The sequence below is a fragment of the Janthinobacterium aestuarii genome, from assembly GCF_051380835.1.
Lineage (GTDB): Bacteria > Pseudomonadota > Gammaproteobacteria > Burkholderiales > Burkholderiaceae_D > Janthinobacterium > Janthinobacterium aestuarii.
Genome location: NZ_JBNYXU010000006.1, coordinates 189,117 through 208,138, shown reverse-complemented (window position 1 = coordinate 208,138; position 19,022 = coordinate 189,117). Strand labels below are relative to the sequence as shown.

The following is a 19,022-nucleotide window of genomic DNA, read 5'->3' as shown; positions in this document are numbered from 1 at the left end:
TCAGTGTCCTTCATGCTGGTGCTGCTGATGTTGCGGGGCGGGCTTGGCATCGGGCTTGGGGCTGGGCTGGGCCATCGGCATCTTGTGCCCGTCCATCTTGTGGCCATCCATCTTGTGGCCATCCATTTTCATCATGCCCATGTGGCCGCCGGCCTTGCCGACTTTGTCGTTGACGGCGCGCCAGGTCTGGTCGGGCGTGGCGTCGTCCTCGGCGGCGGGACGGTAGCCGGCAAAGGCGGAGCGGTAAGTGGTGGCCGGCACGGACGCTTGCGCCTCTTGCGGGGCGGGCTGGGACTGCGCTGCGGCAGCCAGCGGCAGCACAGCCAGCGCGAGGCTGAACAGGTGTTTCATGGTATTCCTTGAATGACAGGGTATGGCGCGGCGGGCGCGCGACTGGAACGCTGGCGCGGCCGGTGCAAGGCTCAGGATACTGGGACGTGCGACGGCGGCACCGCCAGGTTCAACGGGCGGTCAGGCGGAGCGCGTGCTTCTCGGGGGACGTTCGGGGCCAGGCGGAATATGCCCGGCGAACAGGGAATCGGGCGCCAGCGCCGGAGGCGGCGCGCGCAGGGTCAAGGCGTGCAAGGCAGGCATGCCGGGCGGCGCCGTGGCGCCCACGGTGCAAGCGCCATGGTTGCTGCAATCATGGCCGTGGTAGGTGGCGCCGCCATTGTCCATGGTCATTTTCATCGGCTGGTCCTGCATCCGCATATCCGCCATGTCGTGGCACGGGGGCGCCTCCATTGCGGCAGCAGTGACCGTGACAGCGACCGCCAGCTCATCCACGCAGCAGCTGCGCATGGCCGACGCAAAGCCCTGCATGGGCAGCGTGACGGCCAGCAGACAGAGCAGCGAGCGGGCGAGAAAGCGGAAAAAGGCACGGTTCATGGCACAACTATAAACCTTCCCACGCGAGGAAGGTCAAGTCCCTATTTGCCGTCCGCTCAATGCGTCAGCCAGATCACATACGCGCCGTAGTAACCCTGCCCTTCGAAGATGGCCTGGCCATTGGCAAAATGGACTTTCTGCACTTCATTGATGGTGAAATAGGTGCGGCCGTCGGCCGCCTCCACGTCGCCCCAGTGCCGTGCGCGTGGCGGCCGGTAGCCGCTGGCGCGGCCAATGGCAGCCAGCAAATCGCCGATCATGAAGTCGAGCAGCATGTCGGCCAGCAGCGGCCGGTGGCCCGCCAGCATGGCCGCGATGTCCGGGTAGCCCGCTTCCTTGAGCTCCGGCAAGTCGCTTTCCTCGTACTGCAGGTCGTCTTCGCGGCAAGTCTGGATAAAACTGTTGAACGGTTCGTCGAGCAGGCCCACCAGCGCCGCTTCCGGCACGCTCAGGCGAAACGGGTGCAGCGGCAGCTCGCTGCGCTGGCCGTAATTGAGCTCGCGGCAGCCAAGGTAGGCCAGCGGGTGGAGCTGGCCAGCGACTTCGCAGCGGATGCCAGGTGCTTGTTCAAACGTCATTCATCCACCCCTGCCATACGTTGTCCTCGTTGTGCGTTTCAGGGCCACATGGTAAGCGCTGGCGGGCAAAGCGGACAGGCTCAGATGCAACAGAAAACAACGGATCAGTTTATCAGGCAGGCTCCGTGATGCCCACGCAATTGCGCCCGTTTTCCTTGGCCACGTACAGGGCGGCGTCGGCGGCCAGCAGCACGGCGTCCGTGGTGCCCGCCTCCTGTTCCGACGACACGACGCCCAGCGAGACCGTGATGGCGCCCGCGCCGGGAATCACGGCGGCGGCCACCCTGGCGCGCAAACGCTCGGCCACCTGCAGGGCCGCGTCGAGGTCGGCGTCGGGCAGCAGCATGATGAATTCATCGCCGCCAGTACGGCACAGCACGTCGGCATCGCGCGAACAGGCGCGCATCAGCTGCGCCAGGCGCAGGATGACGTCGTCGCCCACGGCATGGCCCCACTGGTCGTTGACTTGCTTGAAATGGTCGATATCGATGGCGATGACGGAAAACGCCCGCGCCTGCGCCTGCCAGACGTCCAGCGCCGCCGCCATGCCGCGCCGGTTCGACAGGCCCGTCAGCGGATCCGTCTGCACGTCGGTCTTCAACTTGCCGATCTTGTTCTGCAACAACGCCAAGCCCTTCAGCAGGGCTTTCTTGATTTGCGCCGCCTCCACGTACCAGGCACGGATGCCGGCGATGTGCTCGGCCGTGCCGGGCGCATCCATGCGCCGCGCGCCGTCGGCCAATTGCATCAGGGGACGTGAAATCATGCTGGCCAGCCACCAGATGAATGGCAGGCTCAGCAACGCGATCGGCAGCGAATGCCATACCGTGTTGGCCATCAGCTGGTTCAGCGGGGCCAGGGTCATGGCTGTGGGACGCTGCGCCACGATGCCCCAGCCCGTCGACGGCATGACGGCGTAGCCGGCCAGCATGTCCACGCCCAGGCTGTTGCTCATGCGCCGGTTGCCGCCGCCCTGCTGCGCGACGATGCTGTCGATGACGTCATTCTTGCCGGCCAGGTCGCCCAGGCGCTCGGGGTCCGGGTGGTACAGCAGGCGCCGGTTCTGATCGACCACATACAGGTAGGAACCGTCGCGGTAGTAATGCTGGCCCAGCATGGTGTACAGGATGTTTTTCTGTTTCAGGTAGATGCTGCCGCCCACATAGCCGAGGTAGCGGCCATCCTTGCCGACGATCGGATGCGAAATGAAGACCACCAGGTTGCCGGCCGAGGAGACGTAGGGCTGCGTCACCAGCGGGCGCCGTTCGCGCAATGCCTGGATGGCGCCGACGGAGTCGAGCGTGCGGTTTTTCAGGGCCAGGGTTTCAGGCGACACGCCCAGCACCTTGCCGTCCGCATTGACGATGAGCACGGAATTGAAACTGTTCGTTTGCAGGCGCAAGCGCTGCGCCTCGTCCGTCAGCCAGGCGTCGTCGCCCATGCGTGATGGCAGGCTGCCGGCGCTGTAGGCCAGTTGCTGACGCGCCGACTGCAGGAAATCCTCGGCCGTGCTGGCCAGCTTGCTCGCATACGCGTGGTTCGCTTCCAGGGTCGTATCGATCAGCAGCTGGCGCTGCACGCTGTAACTGGCATAAAACGTATTGGCCAGGGACACCAGGGCGCTGGCAAAGGCCACGAGCACGATCAAACGGCGCAGATTCATGCGCAGAACAGGTTTAGTCCACATGGGGTCGGAAAGAAATTGGAAAGTATTGCGCTAAAGAAAGAGCGCATTATACCGAGACGCCCGTGCCAATATTGAAATATTGGCATCCATGGTCAAAGAAAATGTACAAGCGGCAACGCAGAACGCTGCCGCTTTGATCTGCATCAAGCGTGGATAGCGTGCTTGCGGACCCAGTCCACGTAGCGCTGCATCCAGCCCTGGAAGAAACCGAGGCTGGCCGGACCGATGCCGCCCTGCTCGTCAAACAAACCATCCTTGGCCTGGATAAACATTTCGGGCTGTCCCAGCAGCGGCACGTCCAGGTAGGACAGCACATTGCGCAAATGCTGCTGCGCCAGGGCCGTGCCCGTGGCACCGACGGACACGCCGAGCACGGCGCCCGGCTTGCCGCCCCACACGCTCTGGCCATACGGACGCGAACCGTGGTCGAGCGCGTTTTTCAGCACGCCGGGAATCGAGCGGTTGTATTCGGGGGTAAGGAAGAGCAAGGCTTGCGAGGCGGAAATGTCGGATTTGAGGCGCAGCACCTGCTCGGCCTGCGCACCATCGTCATCCTGGTTGTAAAGCGGCAAGTCGCCAATTTCAATGTGCTTGAAGGAAAATTCGGGCGGCGCCAGCTTGACGATGGCATCGGCGAGCTTGCGGTTAAAGGAATCCTTGCGCAGGCTGCCGACGATGATAGCAACGTTATATTGGCTCATATATATCCCCGATGATGGTTAAAAAGAAGCCCCGGAGTGGAGTTCACACCGGGGCTATCTTGCCACACAATCATGGCTCTCGTGCTGCTCGCGCTGCTTAGCGTGCGCCAGCCAATCCCTGGTATTCGCGATAGTAGCGCCCGCCCAGATTGGTCAATACCTCGTAGCCGATGGTATTGGCCATGGCCGCGACGGCGTCCACCGGGTGTTCGGCGCAGATCAGGTCAACCAGGCTGCCCGGCGCGACGCGCTCTTCGGCGATGGCGCTCACGTCCAGGGTGATGGAATCCATCGAGATGGCGCCGATCTGCGGCACTTTCACGCCGTCGACGATGGCCAGGCCCTGGTTGCTCATACTGCGCAGCCAGCCATCGGCGTAACCGACGGAAACAGTCGCCACCTGGCGCGGCTCGCTGGCCGTGTAGCGGCGGCTGTAGCCCACGTGGTCGCCGGCGGCGATCGTGCGCGTCTGCAATACCTTGCCTTGCAGGCGCACCACGGAACGCAGGGGATTCGGCTCGCCGCCCTGCGGCCCGATGCCGTACAGGGCAGCACCGGGGCGCACCAGGTCGAAGTGATAATCGGGCGACAAAAAGATGCCAGAGGAATTGGCCAGGCTGGCGCGGTACTGTGGCAGACGGGCGCGGATGGCGATGAAACGGGCCAGCTGCTCGCCATTCATGGGGTTGCTGCGTTCGTCGGCGCAAGCCAGATGGCTCATGAGGTAGCGCACCTTGATGCCGTCGAGAAAGTGCGGGTCCAGCAGCCAGGCGTCGATTTCTTGCGGCGACAAACCCATGCGCGACATGCCCGTGTCGACCTGCACATTCGCTTCCAAGGTTTTGCCCAGCGCCTTCGCATGCGCGCGCCAGCCAGCCACCTGCGGCTCGCTGTTGAGCACGGGAATCAGGCCATGGACCGTGAATTCGCCTTCCGTGCCAACGGGCGGGCCGTGCAGCACGAAGATGTCCGCGTCGGGCGCCAGGTGCGGGCGCAAGCTGATGCCCTCTTCCAGGTGGGCCACGAAGAAATGGCGGCAGCCTTCTTCATACAGGGCCGCGCCCACTTGCGCGGCGCCCAGGCCATACGCGTCGGATTTGACGACGGCCGAGCAGGCGGCCGGGTGCGCCTTGTCGCGCAGCAAGCGGTAGTTGGCGCGCACGGCGTCCAGGTCCACCGTCAGGATGGCGCCGCTACGTTCCTTCGGAGGCATGCTGGCCCCCATCTCAGGCCGCCGCGTGCTGCAGTTTGCCATGGCCCTGCGCGCCGCTGTAGCGGCTGACGGACAGGTCGTCGGCCAGGATGGCCGGCTTTTTCGACGACATCAGGTCGGCCAGCAACTGTGCCGAGCCGCAGGACATGGTCCAGCCCAGAGTGCCGTGGCCCGTGTTGAGGAACAGGTTACGCAGCGGCGTGCGGCCAACGATAGGCGTGCCGTCCGGTGTCATCGGACGCAAGCCCGTCCAGAACGTCGCTTCGGCCGTATTGCCGCCGCCCGGGAACAGGTCGTCGACGACCATTTCCAGGGTTTCGCGGCGGCGCGGGTTCAGGTTCAGGTTATAGCCGGCGATTTCCGCCATGCCGCCCACGCGGATGCGGTCGTCGAAACGGGTCACGGCAATTTTATAAGTTTCATCGAGGATGGTCGACACGGGCGCCTTGGCCGCGTTGACGATCGGCACGGTGATCGAATAGCCCTTCAATGGATACACGGGAATGTCGAGCAGCGGCTTCATGAAGCCCGTCGAATAGGAGCCGAGGGCCACGACGTACGAGTCGGCCTTGACGATTTCCGCGCCGCACTGCACGCCGGCGATTTCATCGCCCTGCGTCAACAGCGCGTCGATCGACACGCCATAGCGGAACTTCACGCCCAGCGCCACGGCCATCTCGGACAGGCGCGTGGTAAACAGCTGGCAATCGCCCGTTTCATCGTTGGGCAGGCGCAAGCCGCCGAACAGTTTATCCTTGACGGCTTCCAGGGCCGGTTCGGCGCGCGACAGTTCGTTGCGCTGCAGTACTTCATACGGCACACCCGCGTCTTTCAACACTTCGATATCCTTGGCGGCGTCGTTGTATTGCTTTTCGGTGCGGAACAATTGCATCGTGCCTTGCTGGCGGCCTTCATACGTGATGCCCGCCTCGGCGCGCAAGACCTTGAAGCAGTCGCGGCTATATTCGGCCAGGCGCACCATGCGCTCCTTGTTCACGGCATATGCTTCCGGTGTGCAATTACGCAACATCTGCCACATCCATTTGAGCTGGGCGGCGCTGCCGTCGAGCGAGATGGCCAGGGGCGCGTGGCGCTGCATCATCCACTTCACGGCTTTCAGGGGAATACCGGGCGCAGCCCATGGCGAAGCGTAGCCGGGCGAGATTTGCCCCGCATTCGCAAAGCTGGTTTCCAGTGCCGGGCCCGGCTGGCGGTCGATGACGGTCACCTCATGTCCTGCCTTGGCCAGATAGTAAGCACTGGTGACGCCGATGACGCCGCTACCCAGAATCACGATACGCATAGTTTCCTCATTATATTTTTTTAGGCTGACGCCAGATTAACCGCTATCATATTGGGAAAGAGCCAGTATTTGTTCACGTATAAATCGAGATATTCAGCAATAAATCATGAGAATCCTTAAAGAATCGGCACGTGGCCTCGACAAGCTGGATCGCCACATCCTGCGCATCCTGCAACAGGATGGCCGCATTTCGATGAAAGACCTCGGTGAACAGGTGGGCCTGTCCATCACGCCCTGCATCGAGCGGGTCAAGCGCATGGAGCGCGATGGCGTCATCACGGGCTACCATGCCAAGGTGAACCCGGCCGCGCTGGGCGCCAAGCTGCTCGTCTTTGTAGAGATTACGCTCAATCAAAAATCCGCGTCCGCCTTCGAGCAATTCCGCCGCGAAGTGCTGCAAATTCCCGAGGTACAGGAATGCCACCTGGTGTCGGGCGACTTCGATTACCTGATCAAGGCGCGCATCCATGAAATGGCCGAGTACCGCAAGCTGCTGGGCGACATGCTGCTGCAGCTGCCCGGCGCCGCGCAATCGAAAAGCTATGTGGTGATGGAAGAAATCAAGGAAACCCTGGCGCTGTCGACCGACGTATTGCAGAGCCGGTAAAAGTACCGCCAGCCGGCACCAAAGGCATCGTTTTGTGCACCTTTGTATAATCTTGTAGCACATTACCTGGTTCGCAAGCACACTCTTCTCCTGACATCACGCCCGTCCCCTCTGAGATTGGAAGCAGTGATGCACACTGGGAGTCCCTATGAACACATTGATCAAACTGGCAGTTTCCTGCCTCGCGGGCCTGGCCGTGGCCATGTGCACCGCCAGTGAATACAAGGTCAACCGCGCGCCGGACAATGGCGCCATCTATCAGAACATCAAGGTCGGCAAGACCACCCGCCTCGACCTCGACGCGGCCCTGGGCAACGCCACCGTCGTCAGCTTCGATCCCGGCTATGAAGTCTGGGTCTACAAGAACCAGCTGCAAGCGCCCAAGGTGACGCGGCTGATCCCCCTGCTCGGCGAAAAAGGCACGCGCGAAGTGGCCGTCATGTTCGACCAGGCCGGTATCGTCAGGAAATTCCGGATACACGAGCCGCGCAAGTAGGCCGCCGGTGCGCCGCGGCGCATGCCGCCACGCCTGCCAGCAACAGCATGGTGGCCGCTGCCTCGGCCAGCGCAGGCCAGCGCTGCTCCCACAAGTAGCCGTACAGCAAGGCAAACAGGAATTCAAAGACGATCATCTGCCCCATCAGGGTGAGCGGCAACATGCGGCTGGCATGGTTCCACAAGCCATTGCCGACGACGGAACACAGCAGCGCGACACCCATGACGACACCCGCAAACTGCAGCCAGGCCGTGCCGCCATGCGCGGCAGGCGCGGCAAGCGCGACGGGAATGGCCAGCAGCAGCGCGGCAGCGCCCGTCACCACGCCCGTGAGCAAATTCCACTCCTGCGCCGAAACCGAGTGCAGCCGCCCCAGCCAGCGGCTGTTGCCGACCGCATACACCGTCCACGACAGCAGTGCCGCCAGCGCGCACAGCATCCCCAGCAGGGACGCATGGCGGGGACTGGCCAGCGACTGCCAACTGATGCAGGCCAGCCCGCCCGCGCTCAGCAGTAATAAAGGGATCAAGCGCCGCAGCGGCACGGCATGCCGGTCGCGGCTGCCCACGAGCGTGACGACCAGCGGCATCAAGCCGATCACCATCGACGTCGTCGCCACGCCGCCCGTCTGCACGGCACTGGCCAGCAGCACGTAATACACGATATTGCCTGTCAGGCTGAGCCAGACGAGCCCGCGCCATTCGCGCCAGCTCAAGGTGCGCAGCAGGCGCCGCCACGACGGCGCGACGAGCACGGCCGCGATCAGGCCATACGCCAGGTAGCGGCCCACGGACAGTTCCAGCGGCTGGAAAGCGGGGACCAGCGCCGGCGCCAGGAATACCAGCCCCCATAGCGCACCTGCGGCGATGCCAGCCAGCATGCCCAGCCGGCTCTTGTTTTCTTGATGCATGGTCAATCTCCTGAAAGGAGATTGTGGCAAGTCTGCCGCGTCCATTCTTGGCGCCAGCTACTGCCTTGTTGACCGTTTCTCCCATTTATCGCGACATGCGCGCCGGTAGGCGGCAGGCGTAATATCCATGCTGTCGCGCATGGCGCGCGTCAATGCGCTCTGCTCGGAAAAGCCGGCCGCCAGCGCGATCTCGGCGAGGCTGGCGTCGTCGCCGGCAAGCAAGTCGCAGGCGCGTCCTATGCGCTGTTGCAACAGCCAGGCATGCGGGCTGGCATCCATTTCTTCACGAAACAGCGCGTGCAGGCGGCTGACGCTGAGATTCGCAAAGTGCGCCATCGACGCCGTCGACCACGGCAAGCCCGGCTCGGCTTCCACACGGGCAAGCAGTGCGCCCAGGCGCGAACGGGGCTGCGGCTCTCCCGGCAACAAGGTATCGAGCAACAGCGGGGTCCAGCCCGTGACGATGGCCGGCGTCAGCGCCCGCTGCTGCGCCATGACGCCCAAGTAGTCCATCAGCTTGCGGGCGCCCGGCCCGATCACCGTGTAGGGGCCGTCCAGCAGGCGTTGCCAGCCGCTGTGCGCGACGGCGGCCGCATCCACGTCGACAATGATGGAATGGTTCGCCACTTGGCTATGCTGGGTATGCCAAGCGTGCGCCGGAATCACCACGCCCAGCTGCGTATCGACTTTCCCTTGCCTGCCGTCGATTTCCAGCAATAGCTGTCCGCTGATGGGCAGCACCAGCTGCACGAAATCGTGACGGTCCGGCGCGCCGATGTGCGCATAGCTGCGAAAGCTGAGGCCGATGGCAGAATGTGATGGACTGGACATGGCGAGACCGCCTGGGCGAAGAAGTCTCCATCTTATCAGTTCAGTGATCCCTTGCTGCTGCGCAGATGCGCGCGCCCGCCGCGTCCTCTTGCCCTACACTGGCGTTTTCTCCTCCGGTGCTTCCATGCAATTACCCGCAAGCCTCGCCCACATCTCGGCGCAACAAGACTGGCAACACACAACACCGTATCCACCGCTCGGCTTCACCCCGTTTGCAGAAAGTGCACTGGGCAATGGCGACACGTTCGGCCTGTACTGGCCCATCGGCCGCGAAGCGAGCGAACCCATCGTCGTCGAGACCTGGCACGACGAGTGGCGCATCCAGCCGCACTTTTCCAGCCTGACGGCGTTTCTGCAAGCCTACGCAGCAGGGGAAGACGAGTATGTCGGCACGCCATCGCTGGCCGACGACCCCGCCTCGCCGCACGCCGCCTTCCTGGCCGCCAAGGAACAGATCGCGCAGCGCAAGCCGGAGGCGGCCATCGCCTTGCTGGAAGCGGCGCTCGCCATCGTTCCCGAATACACGGACGCCCTGGCCTTGCTGCACGGCCAGTACGTGCGCGCGGGAAGAACAGACGACGCCGTCAGGGTGGCCATCCAGGCCATCATCTCCCCGCCGTCATTTGGCGGTCCGCCCCTGAAAGCCTTGCAATGGCCGCGCACGCAACCGGTGCCGGAGGGGGAGCTTGACCCCATCTGGCACGCCTGCGGGCAGTTGTCGTTCCACTTTGGCGGCAGCAAGGAAAATGGGGATTATCGCGTGCTGCTGGCCGCCATCGACGACTACCTGGCCCAGGGCGACTCGATACGCGCCTCGACCCTGATGCAGACCTACGCCGAACTGATGAGCGCGGAAACCGTCTCGTTCCAGGAACGCTACGCCTTCGAGCCGGCCGCCTTCATCGCGCGGCAAATCGCCGTCAGCGCGGGGCTGCCGCAGGGCAGCCGCGACCCGGCCATGCTATGGTCAGGCGACCTGACCTAACTGCTGCCGGAACAGCTTGCGATACGCCGATGGCGACGTCTGCAAGTTCGCCCGGAAATGCTGGCGCAGCGACAGGGCCGTGCCGAAGCCGGCCTCTTGCGCCACGACGTCGATCGAGGCCGCGCTCTTTTCCAGCAAACCCTGCGCATGCGCCAGGCGCTGGTTCAGCAGCCACTGCTTGAACGACGTGCCCATGGCCTGGCGGAAGTGGCGCGTGAAATTGCGCCGGCTCATGGCAGCCTGTTCGGCCAGCGCGTCGATGCTGTGCGCCTGGCCCAGGCTGGCCGTCACGCCAGCGAGCACGTCGGCAAAGCGCCCTTCGCTGCCGGACACGGGCAGCGGACGCTCGATGAATTGCGCCTGCCCGCCCTGGCGGTGCGGCGCCACCAGCAGCCGGCGCGCCACCCGGTTCGCCACCTCGGCGCCCGCCAGCTGGCGCAGCAAATACAGGCAGCAATCGAGGCCGGCCGCCACGCCGGCCGACGTCAGCACAGCGCCATCGTCCACGTACAGCACTTCCCGGTCCACCTTGACCTTGGGATAGCGGGCCGCCAGCCGGTCCGCCATGCCCCAGTGCGTGGCCGCGCTCTTGCCATCCAACAAGCCCGCCTGTGCCAGGGGAAACGCGCCCAGACACAGGCCCACCATGCGCGCGCCGCGCCGGCTGGCCGCCTGCAGCGCCGCGACCAGGGGCGCCGCCGCGTCGCGGCAATCGTCGTGCCAGGCCGGCATGATGACGATATCGGCCCCGTCCAGTCCTTCCAGGCCGAACTCGGGCGTGATGCCGAAGCCGGCCGCCGTGCGCAACGGTACGGGGTCGGCGGCGCACACGCGCACGTGGAAAGGCGGCAGATCGGCCTCGTCGGTCTGGGCACCAAACACGAGGCAAGGCACGGACAGGTGAAACGGCGTCATGCCGTCGAAGGCGATCACGGCCACCGTCAACGGAGCGGCAAGGGCAAGAGAAGTAGTCATGGCCCGATTTTATCTTAGATAGGCCTTCGGGCCACTTTTTATTTGCGCCCCGCAGCTTGAAAATGGCGGTATCGAGGAACTGTCTCCTCTTTCAACCGCTCAAGGAGAACCCATGTCCAGCACCCCACGCCGCGCCCTGCTCGTCATCGACGTACAAAATGAATACTTCACGGGCGACATGCCCATCGAATATCCGTCCGTCGACATTTCCCTGCCAAACATCGTCCAGGCCATGGCCGCCGCGCGCGCTGCCGGCGTGCCCGTGATCGTCGTCCAGCACGACGCGCCGGAAGCCTCGCCCATCTTCGCCAAGGGCAGCGACGGCTGGCAGCTGCATCCGCAAGTGGCCGCGTTTGCCGCCGATCACCGCATCAACAAGACCATGGGCAGCGCCTTTGCGGGCACGGACTTGCGCGCCTGGCTGCAAGGCCACGGCATCGACACCCTGAGCGTCATCGGCTACATGACGCACAACTGCGACGCGGCCACCATCTACCAGGCCGCGCACGACGGCTTGCAGGTGGAATTCCTGCAAGACGCCACCGGCACCCTGCCCTACGCCAATGCGGCCGGCACGGCCAGCGCCGAGGAAATCCACCGCGTCTTCAGCGCCGTGTTCCACTCGAATTTCGCCGCCGTCGCCAGCACGCAGGACTGGCTCAAGGCCGTAAGCGAAGGCAAGCCGCTGGAAATCGACAATATTTATCTGTCGAACCAGCGCGCACGCAAGGCGCAGGCGAACTGACGCCGGCGGGAATGGACGGGTATCATGCGTCCATTCCCAACTTGATGATGAACGATGCGAAAAATAACTGTGCTCGGCTCAAGCGCTGTTGGCGTATTTCTGCTGGCCACCGCCGCCCTGGTGCTGGCGGGCATGAACGACAAACTGGCCCCCGCCGACGTGATTGTCGTGCCCGGCAATACGATCCTGCCCGACGGCACGCCCAGCCCCCGGCTGCAGGCACGGCTCGACGTAGCGCTCAAGCAATTTCAGGAACACAGGGCGCCCCGCATCCTCGTCAGCGGGGCGACGGGCAAGGAAGGCTTTGACGAGGCCGCTTCGATGGCCCGCTACCTGCAATCGCGCGGCGTACCGGCCGGTACCATTATTGAAGATAATCAAGGCTGGACGACGGACGCCACGGCCCGCAACGCTGCGGCCCTGATGCGCCAGCACGGCTGGCGCACGGCCATGGTTGCCACGCAATATTTCCACGTGCCCCGCTTCCGGCTGGCGCTGGAGCGCAGCGGTATCAGCGTCAGCGGCAACGTGCATGCGCCGTATTTCGAGCTGCGCGACCTGTATTCCGTGCCGCGCGAAACGGTGGGCTATGCCGTGTATTTCATGCGCAATTGATCCTGGCTTATTCCCTAACTCACTCGCTCCAGTCGCGCGAGCGTTCCACGGCGCGCTGCCACTTGTGCAGCCGCGTCAGGCGCTCGTCGGCCGCCATTTTCGGTTCGAAGCGGCGTCCCACCTGCCATTGCGACGCGATCTCTTCCTCGGAAGCCCAGAAGCCCACGGCCAGGCCCGCCAGGTAGGCGGCGCCCAGGGCCGTCGTTTCCGTCACCACGGGGCGCACCACGGGCACATTCAAGATATCTGCCTGGAACTGCATCAGCATGTCGTTGCGGGCCGCGCCGCCATCGACGCGCAGTTCGGAAAGCGCGATACCCGCATCGTCCTGCATGGCGGACAAGACGTCCACGTTCTGGTAGGCCACGCCTTCCAGCGCCGCGCGCGCGATGTGCGCCTTGCCCGTGCCGCGCGTGATGCCGATCAGGGTACCGCGCGCATACGGGTCCCAGTACGGCGCGCCCAGACCCGCGAACGCGGGCACGAAGACCAGGCCGCCCGAATCGGGCACGCTGGTGGCCAACGCTTCCACTTCGGACGAGTCGCGGATGATGCCGATGCCGTCGCGCATCCATTGCACGGCAGCACCGGCGATAAAGGCGCTGCCTTCGAGCAAGTAATCGGTCTTGTCGCTCCCCGCACCCAGGCTCCAGCCCACCGTGGTCAACAGCCGGTTTTTCGATGGCAAGGGGCGCTTGCCCACGTTCATCAGCATGAAGCAGCCCGTGCCATAGGTATTCTTGGCCATGCCCGGCTTCAAACACACCTGGCCGAACGTCGCCGCCTGCTGGTCGCCCGCGATGCCGGCGATCGGTACGGCGATGCCCAGCAGATCAACGTGCGTGTGTGCGGCCACGCCGCTCGAGGGCACGACGTCGGGCAGCAGGGAGGCGGGAATGCCGAGCAGCGCCAGCAGGTCCGTGTCCCATTGCAAAGTATGAATGTTGAACAGCATGGTGCGCGACGCGTTGCTCGTGTCCGTCAAGTGGGCGCCGCTCATCTTGTAGATCAGCCAGCTGTCGACGGTGCCGAAGGCCAACTCGCCCCGTTCGGCGCGCGCGCGGGCGCCGGCAACGTTGTCGAGCAGCCATTTGAGTTTGGTGGCGGAAAAATAGGCGTCCAGCACGAGACCCGTCTTTTGCTGGATCACGTCCGCCTTGCCCTGCTCGACCAGCTGCTCGCAATAGGCCGCGTTTCTGCGGTCTTGCCAGACGATGGCGTTGGCGACGGGTTCGCCCGTGGCGCGGTCCCACAGCACCGTCGTTTCGCGCTGGTTGGTCACGCCGATGGCGGCCACGTCGGACGCGGCCACGCCGCTGTCGCGTAGCACCTGGTGCAGCACGCCCTCTTGCGAGGCCCATATTTCGTTCGCGTCATGCTCGACCCAGCCCGGCTGGGGGAAAATCTGGCGAAACTCGCGCTGCGCGCTGGCGTGCGGCCGGCCCGCATGGTCGAACAGGATGGCGCGCGAACTGGTGGTGCCTTGATCTAAAGCAAGTATGTATTTGGTCATTGTCTGATGGCGCGAAAAACGGGTAAAAACAGGCACGGAGCCATCAAGCTCCGTGCCCTCAGCACTGCGGCGGCAGTTTACCTTACCTTACCTTGCCTTCTTTCCAGGCTTGCAGCAGCTTGTCGTAGGCTATCGTTTCACCCTTCGGTTTTTCATTCGCCAGCTTTTTCCATGGAGCGTGCTGGTCCGACAAATACTGGTTCGGATCGACCTTCGGATTGAGCTTGGGCGCGCACGCCTTCATGCCGGCACGCTGCAAGCGCGCCATGACCTGGTCCATTTCCTCGGCCAGGTTATCCATGGCCGCTTGCGGCGTTTTTTCCGCCGTGATCGCCGTGGCCACGTTCTTCCACCACAGCTGCGCCAGCTTCGGATAGTCGGGCACGTTGTTGCCGGTCGGCGTCCACGCCACGCGGGCGGGGCTGCGGTAGAACTCGATCAAGCCGCCGTACTCGTTCGCGTGTTTCGTGAAGTAATCGTGGCGGATGTCGGAATCGCGAATGAAGGTCAAGCCGACGATCGATTTCTTCAGCGACACGGTTTTCGACGTGACGAATTGCGCGTACAGCCAGGCGGCGGCCTTGCGGTCATCGGGCGTGGACTTGAACAGAAACCAGGAACCGACGTCCTGGTAGCCGTTCTGCATGCCCTCTTTCCAGTACGGGCCGTGCGGCGACGGCGCCATGCGCCATTTCGGCGTGCCATCCTTGTTGACCACTGGCAAACCCGGTTTCGTCATGCCGGCCGTAAACGCCGTGTACCAGAAGATTTGCTGGGCGATTTCGCCCTGCGCCGGCACGGGACCCGACTCCGAGAAGTTCATGCCGTTCGCTTGCGGCGGCGCGTATTTCTTCATCCAGTCGATGTATTTCGTCAGCGCAAAGACAGCCGCCGGCGAATTGGTGGCGCCGCCGCGCGACATCGAGGCGCCCACGGGCGTGCACTTGTCGGCCGCCACCTTGATGCCCCACTCGTCGACGGGCATGCCGTTCGGAATGCCCTTGTCGGCCGCGCCAGCCATCGACAGCCACGCATCGGTGAAGCGCCAGCCCAGCGATGGATCTTTCTTGCCGTAATCCATGTGGCCATAGACTTTCTTGCCGTCCAGTTCCTTCACGTCATTCGTGAAGAAATCGGCGATGTCTTCATACGCGGACCAGTTCTGCGGCACGCCCAGCTCGTAGCCATACTTGGCCTTGAACTTGGCTTGCAAGTCCTTGCGCGCGAACCAGTCGGCGCGGAACCAGTACAGGTTGGCAAATTGCTGGTCGGGCAACTGGTAGACCTTGCCATCGGGCGCCGTGGTAAAGCTGATACCGATGAAATCCTTCAAGTCCAGGCCCGGATTCGTGAATTCCTTGCCCTTGGCGGCCATGTAGTCGGACAGCGGTTCGACGGCGCCGTAGCGGTAGTGCGTGCCGATCAGGTCGGAATCGGAAATCCAGCCGTCATAGATGCTCTTGCCGGACTGCATCGACGTTTGCAGCTTTTCCACCACGTCGCCTTCCTGGATGATGTCGTGGCGCACCTTGATGCCCGTGATTTCCTCGAAGGCCTTGGCCAGGGTCTTCGATTCGTAGACGTGGGTGTCGATGGTTTCCGAGACCACGGAAATTTCCTTGATGCCCTTGGCTTTCAGCTTGGCCGCCGCATCGATGAACCATTTCATTTCAGCAAGCTGCTGCTGCTTGCTCAGGCTGGATGGCTGGAATTCCTTGTCGATCCAGGTTTGCGCCTGCTTGGCGTCGGCCAGGGCCGCATTCGACACGAGCATGGCCGCAGCCGCGAAGACCGTGAACTTCAATTTCATCGTGAATCTCCTTTTATAGTTTTTACCGGCCGCCTGCTGGCGGGACGGTATCCATCAACACCGGCAAGCCGGTTATCCCCAACGCATGACAATCAACAACAACACAAAACTGATGGCAGCCCCGATGGCCTGCTGCATTTCCGTGAACCCCGCCCACGCCAGGTTCACATAGGCCGCCGTGAGCAAGCCGATGAACAGCCTGTCGCCGCGCGTCGTCGGCATGGGCAAAAAACCCTTGCGTTCGATGCTGGGCGAACGGATTTGCCACACCGTCATGCCGGCGAGCATCAAGCCGATGCAAATGAAGAAGATGGCCACTTCCGGCGTCCACGCCATCCAGCCGAACAGGCTGGCTGTGCTATCGGTATTTTCCATGTCACACCCTCCCCATCGCGAAACCCTTGGCAATGTAATGCCGCACAAACCAGATCACCAGCGCGCCGGGCACGATGGTCAGCACACCGGCCGCCGCCAGCACGCCCCAGTCCATGCCGGCCGCCGAGACGGTGCGCGTCATGGTGGCGGCGATCGGCTTGGCGTTGACGGAAGTCAAGGTACGCGCCAGCAGCAATTCCACCCAGCTGAACATGAAGCAGAAGAACGCCGTTACGCCCACGCCCGACTTGATCATCGGCAAGAAGATACGGATGAAGAAACGGGGGAAACTGTAGCCGTCGATATATGCCGTCTCGTCGATTTCCTTCGGCACGCCGGACATGAAACCTTCCAGTATCCACACGGCCAGCGGCACGTTGAAAACCATGTGCGCCAGCGCCACGGCCAGGTGCGTATCCATCAGGCCCACCGTCGAATACAGCTGGAAGAACGGTACGAGGAAGACGGCGGGCGGCGTCATGCGGTTGGTCAGCAGCCAGAAAAACAAATGCTTGTCGCCGACAAAGTTGTAGCGCGAAAACGCATACGCGGCCGGCAAGGCGACCGTGACCGACATCACCATGTTCAAGGCCACGTAAATCATGGAATTGATGTAGCCGCTGTACCAGGACCGGTCCGTGAAGATCGTGTGGTAGTTGGCGAACGTCAGTTGCTGGGGCCACAGGCTCAAGACCCCGACGATTTCCTCGTTGGTCTTGAGCGACATGTTGAGCATCCAGTAGACGGGCAACAGGGACGCGAGCAAGAAGACCACGAGGATGGTACTGCTCATTTTCTTGTACATCATTTCTGGTCTCCCGTGCCAACGCGCTGCATCCACGTGTACAGCACAAAGCAGAACAGCAGGATGATGAGGAAATAGATCAGGGAAAACGCGGACGCCGGTCCCAGGTCGAACTGGCCCACGGCCTTTTGCGTCAGGTACTGCGACAGGAACGTGGTGGCATTGCCCGGGCCGCCGCCCGTCAGCACGAACGGTTCCGTGTAGATCATGAAACTATCCATGAAGCGCAGCAAGACGGCGATCATCAGCACATTGCGCAGTTTCGGCAGCTGGATGTAGCGGAACACGGCCAGGCGCGAGGCGCCGTCGATGCGCGCCGCCTGGTAATACGCGTCGGGAATGGCGCGCAAGCCCGCGTAGCACAGCAGCACGACGAGAGGCGTCCAGTGCCAGATATCCATCACCATCACCGTCAGCCATGCGTCGAGCGAATTGCCGTTGTAGTTGTAGTCAAATCCCAGCTGGTTCAGGGTATAGCCCATCAGGCCGATATCGCCGCGGCCAAAGATTTGCCAGATGGTGCCCACTACGTTCCAGGGTATCAAGAGGGGCAGCGCGATCAGTACCAAGGCGAGGGACGCCTTCCAGCCATCGGCCGGCATGCACAGGGCAATCAGGATGCCCAGCGGAATCTGGATGGCCAGCACGGAGCCGGAAAACAGCAGTTGGCGCAGCAAGGCGCTGTGCAAGTCGCCGTCCAGCATGACCATGCGGAACCATTCGGTGCCCACGAAAACCTTTTGCGTGGGACTCAAAATATCCTGCACGGAATAATTGACCACCGTCATCAGGGGCAGGATGGCGGAAAAGGCCACGCACAGCAGCACGGGCAAGATCAATAGCCAGGCGCGGCGGTTGTTATCGGTTTTACCGTTATGTATCATCAGGCCACCCGCTTATCGTTGACATAGTACAGGGTGCGTTGCGGCGGAAAGCGCAGCCGCACAGCATTCCCGGCGACGGCATCGACGGCGCGCAGCTTGGCCGCCACCGTCGTGCCGCCCAGCTGAAATTCCGCCAGGTAATGCGTGCCCATGTTGCGCACGGCCGTGACCGTGGCGTCCAGGCAATGGTCGCCACCTTCGCCACCCTCGCCCGCCTTCACGCATTCGACGAATTCCGGCCGCACGCCCACCGTGATTTTGCCTTGCGCGCCGGACAGCGCCGCGCGGGCGGCAGCGGACACGGCCAGCGCCTGCCCCGCCACGCGCACGCCGCCATCGTCCAGGGTGCAATCGAGCAAGTTCATACCCGGGTTGCCGATGAAATAGCCGACAAACGTGTGCTCGGGTTCCTCGAACAGCGCCTGCGCACTGCCCGTCTGCACCACTTCGCCCTGCGTCATGACGACCACCTGGTCGGCAAAGGTCAGCGCTTCCACCTGGTCGTGCGTGACGTAGATCAGGGACAATTTCAGTTCGTGGTGGATTTCCTTCAACTTTCTGCGCAGCAGCCATTTCAGATGCGGGTCGATCACCGTCAGCGGTTCGTCGAACAGCACGGCCGCCACGTCGGGACGCACGAGGCCCCGTCCCAGCGAAATCTTTTGCTTGGCGTCCACGGACAGGCCGCTGGCGCGCAATTTCAAGTCGCCCGTCAATTCCAGCATCTGCGCCACTTGCTGCACGCGCTTTTTTACCTCGATCTCTTTCCAGCCGCGATTACGCAGTGGAAACGCCAGGTTGTCGTGCACGGTCATGGTGTCGTAGATGACGGGAAACTGGAACACTTGCGCGATATTCCTCGCCTCGGTCGGCAGTTGCGTCACGTCCTTGCCATCGAACAGCACCTTGCCGTGCGACGGCTTCACCAAGCCGGAGATAATATTGAGCAAGGTCGTCTTGCCGCAGCCGGACGGCCCCAGCAAGGCATACGCGCCGCCGTCCTGCCATTCCATGCTCATGGGCCGCAGCGCGTAGTCGGCGGGTGCGGTCGGGTTCGGTTTATAGGCGTGGGCCAGGCCGGCCAGTTCGATGCGCGCCATG

At 63.2% G+C, this 19,022-nt stretch carries 21 protein-coding genes; 5 read left to right on the top strand and 16 right to left on the bottom strand.

All coding sequences use genetic code 11. The features are described 5' to 3' along the window. The 7 genes from ACQ4WO_RS17485 to ACQ4WO_RS17455 form a co-directional block, all read right to left on the bottom strand. Positions 1-351, bottom strand: coding sequence for a hypothetical protein (locus ACQ4WO_RS17485; RefSeq protein WP_436482518.1), 351 nt, complete (start codon positions 349-351; stop codon positions 1-3). Positions 352-471: 120 nt separating this feature from the next. Beyond that, positions 472-888: a hypothetical protein gene (locus ACQ4WO_RS17480; RefSeq protein ID WP_436482517.1), complete on the bottom strand. Its 417-nt coding sequence runs from the start codon at positions 886-888 to the stop codon at positions 472-474. Positions 889-944: 56 nt separating this feature from the next. Continuing rightward, complete coding sequence (locus ACQ4WO_RS17475) at positions 945-1,466, bottom strand: hypothetical protein (protein WP_436482516.1); 522 nt, start codon at positions 1,464-1,466, stop codon at positions 945-947. A 112-nt stretch (positions 1,467-1,578) separates the two neighbouring features. Further along, positions 1,579-3,129: a sensor domain-containing diguanylate cyclase gene (locus ACQ4WO_RS17470; RefSeq protein WP_436482515.1), complete on the bottom strand. Its 1,551-nt coding sequence runs from the start codon at positions 3,127-3,129 to the stop codon at positions 1,579-1,581. Between the two features lie 167 nt (positions 3,130-3,296). Then, a complete protein-coding gene (locus ACQ4WO_RS17465; RefSeq protein WP_436482514.1) occupies positions 3,297-3,854 on the bottom strand; it encodes an NADPH-dependent FMN reductase in 558 nt (185 codons plus the stop codon). 97 nt (positions 3,855-3,951) lie between these two features. After that, positions 3,952-5,067 (bottom strand): alanine racemase, encoded by a 1,116-nt coding sequence (gene alr, locus ACQ4WO_RS17460; RefSeq protein WP_436482513.1) that lies wholly within the window; start codon positions 5,065-5,067, stop codon positions 3,952-3,954. Between the two features lie 13 nt (positions 5,068-5,080). Next, positions 5,081-6,370 carry a D-amino acid dehydrogenase gene (locus ACQ4WO_RS17455; protein ID WP_436482512.1) on the bottom strand — a complete coding sequence of 430 codons (1,290 nt, stop codon included), beginning with the start codon at positions 6,368-6,370 and terminating at the stop codon, positions 5,081-5,083. 106 nt (positions 6,371-6,476) lie between these two features. On the opposite strand from ACQ4WO_RS17455, the gene ACQ4WO_RS17450 reads away from it, so the two are divergent. Together ACQ4WO_RS17450 and ACQ4WO_RS17445 are read left to right on the top strand one after the other, a co-directional pair. Further along, positions 6,477-6,977: an Lrp/AsnC ligand binding domain-containing protein gene (locus tag ACQ4WO_RS17450; protein ID WP_034754979.1), complete on the top strand. Its 501-nt coding sequence runs from the start codon at positions 6,477-6,479 to the stop codon at positions 6,975-6,977. Between the two features lie 148 nt (positions 6,978-7,125). Further along, complete coding sequence (locus ACQ4WO_RS17445; RefSeq protein WP_128142633.1) at positions 7,126-7,473, top strand: hypothetical protein; 348 nt, start codon at positions 7,126-7,128, stop codon at positions 7,471-7,473. Here ACQ4WO_RS17445 and ACQ4WO_RS17440 read toward each other — a convergent pair. After that, positions 7,439-8,383, bottom strand: a complete 945-nt coding sequence (locus tag ACQ4WO_RS17440; protein ID WP_436482510.1) for a DMT family transporter — start codon at positions 8,381-8,383, stop codon at positions 7,439-7,441. The two genes, ACQ4WO_RS17445 and ACQ4WO_RS17440, sit on opposite strands and share 35 nt — an antisense overlap. Before the next feature lie 57 nt (positions 8,384-8,440). Next, entirely contained in the window at positions 8,441-9,214 is a 774-nt protein-coding gene (locus ACQ4WO_RS17435) for a helix-turn-helix domain-containing protein (protein WP_436482509.1), read from the bottom strand. Positions 9,215-9,338: 124 nt separating this feature from the next. Here ACQ4WO_RS17435 and ACQ4WO_RS17430 point away from each other — a divergent pair, with 124 nt between their 5' ends. Beyond that, positions 9,339-10,199: a tetratricopeptide repeat protein gene (locus ACQ4WO_RS17430; RefSeq protein ID WP_436482507.1), complete on the top strand. Its 861-nt coding sequence runs from the start codon at positions 9,339-9,341 to the stop codon at positions 10,197-10,199. Here ACQ4WO_RS17430 and ACQ4WO_RS17425 read toward each other — a convergent pair. Continuing rightward, the gene (locus ACQ4WO_RS17425; protein ID WP_436482703.1) at positions 10,182-11,144 is read right to left on the bottom strand and encodes a GlxA family transcriptional regulator; all 963 of its coding nucleotides are present in this window, start codon (positions 11,142-11,144) and stop codon (positions 10,182-10,184) included. The two genes, ACQ4WO_RS17430 and ACQ4WO_RS17425, sit on opposite strands and share 18 nt — an antisense overlap. Before the next feature lie 142 nt (positions 11,145-11,286). Between ACQ4WO_RS17425 and ACQ4WO_RS17420 the strand changes: the two genes are divergently transcribed. Both ACQ4WO_RS17420 and ACQ4WO_RS17415 read left to right on the top strand, forming a co-directional pair. After that, positions 11,287-11,919 carry a cysteine hydrolase family protein gene (locus ACQ4WO_RS17420; RefSeq protein WP_436482505.1) on the top strand — a complete coding sequence of 211 codons (633 nt, stop codon included), beginning with the start codon at positions 11,287-11,289 and terminating at the stop codon, positions 11,917-11,919. A gap of 54 nt (positions 11,920-11,973) precedes the next feature. Further along, the gene (locus ACQ4WO_RS17415; protein ID WP_436482503.1) at positions 11,974-12,534 is read left to right on the top strand and encodes a YdcF family protein; all 561 of its coding nucleotides are present in this window, start codon (positions 11,974-11,976) and stop codon (positions 12,532-12,534) included. 19 nt (positions 12,535-12,553) lie between these two features. Here ACQ4WO_RS17415 and glpK read toward each other — a convergent pair whose 3' ends face one another. The 6 genes from glpK to ACQ4WO_RS17385 all read right to left on the bottom strand — a co-directional run bounded on the left by glpK (position 12,554) and on the right by ACQ4WO_RS17385 (position 19,021). Then, positions 12,554-14,047, bottom strand: a complete 1,494-nt coding sequence (gene glpK / locus ACQ4WO_RS17410; RefSeq protein WP_436482502.1) for a glycerol kinase GlpK — start codon at positions 14,045-14,047, stop codon at positions 12,554-12,556. A gap of 82 nt (positions 14,048-14,129) precedes the next feature. After that, positions 14,130-15,857 (bottom strand): ABC transporter substrate-binding protein, encoded by a 1,728-nt coding sequence (locus tag ACQ4WO_RS17405; RefSeq protein ID WP_034779106.1) that lies wholly within the window; start codon positions 15,855-15,857, stop codon positions 14,130-14,132. A gap of 72 nt (positions 15,858-15,929) precedes the next feature. Further along, positions 15,930-16,205 carry a DUF2160 domain-containing protein gene (locus tag ACQ4WO_RS17400; RefSeq protein ID WP_034755012.1) on the bottom strand — a complete coding sequence of 92 codons (276 nt, stop codon included), beginning with the start codon at positions 16,203-16,205 and terminating at the stop codon, positions 15,930-15,932. A 28-nt stretch (positions 16,206-16,233) separates the two neighbouring features. Continuing rightward, complete coding sequence (locus ACQ4WO_RS17395; protein WP_436482501.1) at positions 16,234-17,040, bottom strand: carbohydrate ABC transporter permease; 807 nt, start codon at positions 17,038-17,040, stop codon at positions 16,234-16,236. Beyond that, positions 17,037-17,921, bottom strand: coding sequence for a carbohydrate ABC transporter permease (locus ACQ4WO_RS17390; protein WP_034754965.1), 885 nt, complete (start codon positions 17,919-17,921; stop codon positions 17,037-17,039). Before ACQ4WO_RS17390 ends, ACQ4WO_RS17395 begins: the two co-directional genes overlap by 4 nt. Continuing rightward, the gene (locus ACQ4WO_RS17385; RefSeq protein WP_436482500.1) at positions 17,921-19,021 is read right to left on the bottom strand and encodes an ABC transporter ATP-binding protein; all 1,101 of its coding nucleotides are present in this window, start codon (positions 19,019-19,021) and stop codon (positions 17,921-17,923) included. Before ACQ4WO_RS17385 ends, ACQ4WO_RS17390 begins: the two co-directional genes overlap by 1 nt. Position 19,022: the final 1 nt, after the last annotated feature.

Coding starts and splice junctions, on each gene's coding strand:
- alr (WP_436482513.1), bottom strand. CDS start 5,067: ATGCCTCCGAAGGAACGTAGCGGCGCCATCCTGACGGTGGACCTGGAC.
- glpK (WP_436482502.1), bottom strand. CDS start 14,047: ATGACCAAATACATACTTGCTTTAGATCAAGGCACCACCAGTTCGCGC.
- ACQ4WO_RS17430 (WP_436482507.1), top strand. CDS start 9,339: ATGCAATTACCCGCAAGCCTCGCCCACATCTCGGCGCAACAAGACTGG.
- ACQ4WO_RS17475 (WP_436482516.1), bottom strand. CDS start 1,466: ATGACGTTTGAACAAGCACCTGGCATCCGCTGCGAAGTCGCTGGCCAG.
- ACQ4WO_RS17445 (WP_128142633.1), top strand. CDS start 7,126: ATGAACACATTGATCAAACTGGCAGTTTCCTGCCTCGCGGGCCTGGCC.
- ACQ4WO_RS17385 (WP_436482500.1), bottom strand. CDS start 19,021: ATGGCGCGCATCGAACTGGCCGGCCTGGCCCACGCCTATAAACCGAAC.
- ACQ4WO_RS17390 (WP_034754965.1), bottom strand. CDS start 17,921: ATGATACATAACGGTAAAACCGATAACAACCGCCGCGCCTGGCTATTG.
- ACQ4WO_RS17465 (WP_436482514.1), bottom strand. CDS start 3,854: ATGAGCCAATATAACGTTGCTATCATCGTCGGCAGCCTGCGCAAGGAT.
- ACQ4WO_RS17395 (WP_436482501.1), bottom strand. CDS start 17,040: ATGATGTACAAGAAAATGAGCAGTACCATCCTCGTGGTCTTCTTGCTC.
- ACQ4WO_RS17485 (WP_436482518.1), bottom strand. CDS start 351: ATGAAACACCTGTTCAGCCTCGCGCTGGCTGTGCTGCCGCTGGCTGCC.
- ACQ4WO_RS17420 (WP_436482505.1), top strand. CDS start 11,287: ATGTCCAGCACCCCACGCCGCGCCCTGCTCGTCATCGACGTACAAAAT.
- ACQ4WO_RS17470 (WP_436482515.1), bottom strand. CDS start 3,129: ATGAATCTGCGCCGTTTGATCGTGCTCGTGGCCTTTGCCAGCGCCCTG.
- ACQ4WO_RS17450 (WP_034754979.1), top strand. CDS start 6,477: ATGAGAATCCTTAAAGAATCGGCACGTGGCCTCGACAAGCTGGATCGC.
- ACQ4WO_RS17415 (WP_436482503.1), top strand. CDS start 11,974: ATGCGAAAAATAACTGTGCTCGGCTCAAGCGCTGTTGGCGTATTTCTG.
- ACQ4WO_RS17480 (WP_436482517.1), bottom strand. CDS start 888: ATGAACCGTGCCTTTTTCCGCTTTCTCGCCCGCTCGCTGCTCTGTCTG.
- ACQ4WO_RS17455 (WP_436482512.1), bottom strand. CDS start 6,370: ATGCGTATCGTGATTCTGGGTAGCGGCGTCATCGGCGTCACCAGTGCT.
- ACQ4WO_RS17405 (WP_034779106.1), bottom strand. CDS start 15,857: ATGAAATTGAAGTTCACGGTCTTCGCGGCTGCGGCCATGCTCGTGTCG.
- ACQ4WO_RS17440 (WP_436482510.1), bottom strand. CDS start 8,383: ATGCATCAAGAAAACAAGAGCCGGCTGGGCATGCTGGCTGGCATCGCC.
- ACQ4WO_RS17435 (WP_436482509.1), bottom strand. CDS start 9,214: ATGTCCAGTCCATCACATTCTGCCATCGGCCTCAGCTTTCGCAGCTAT.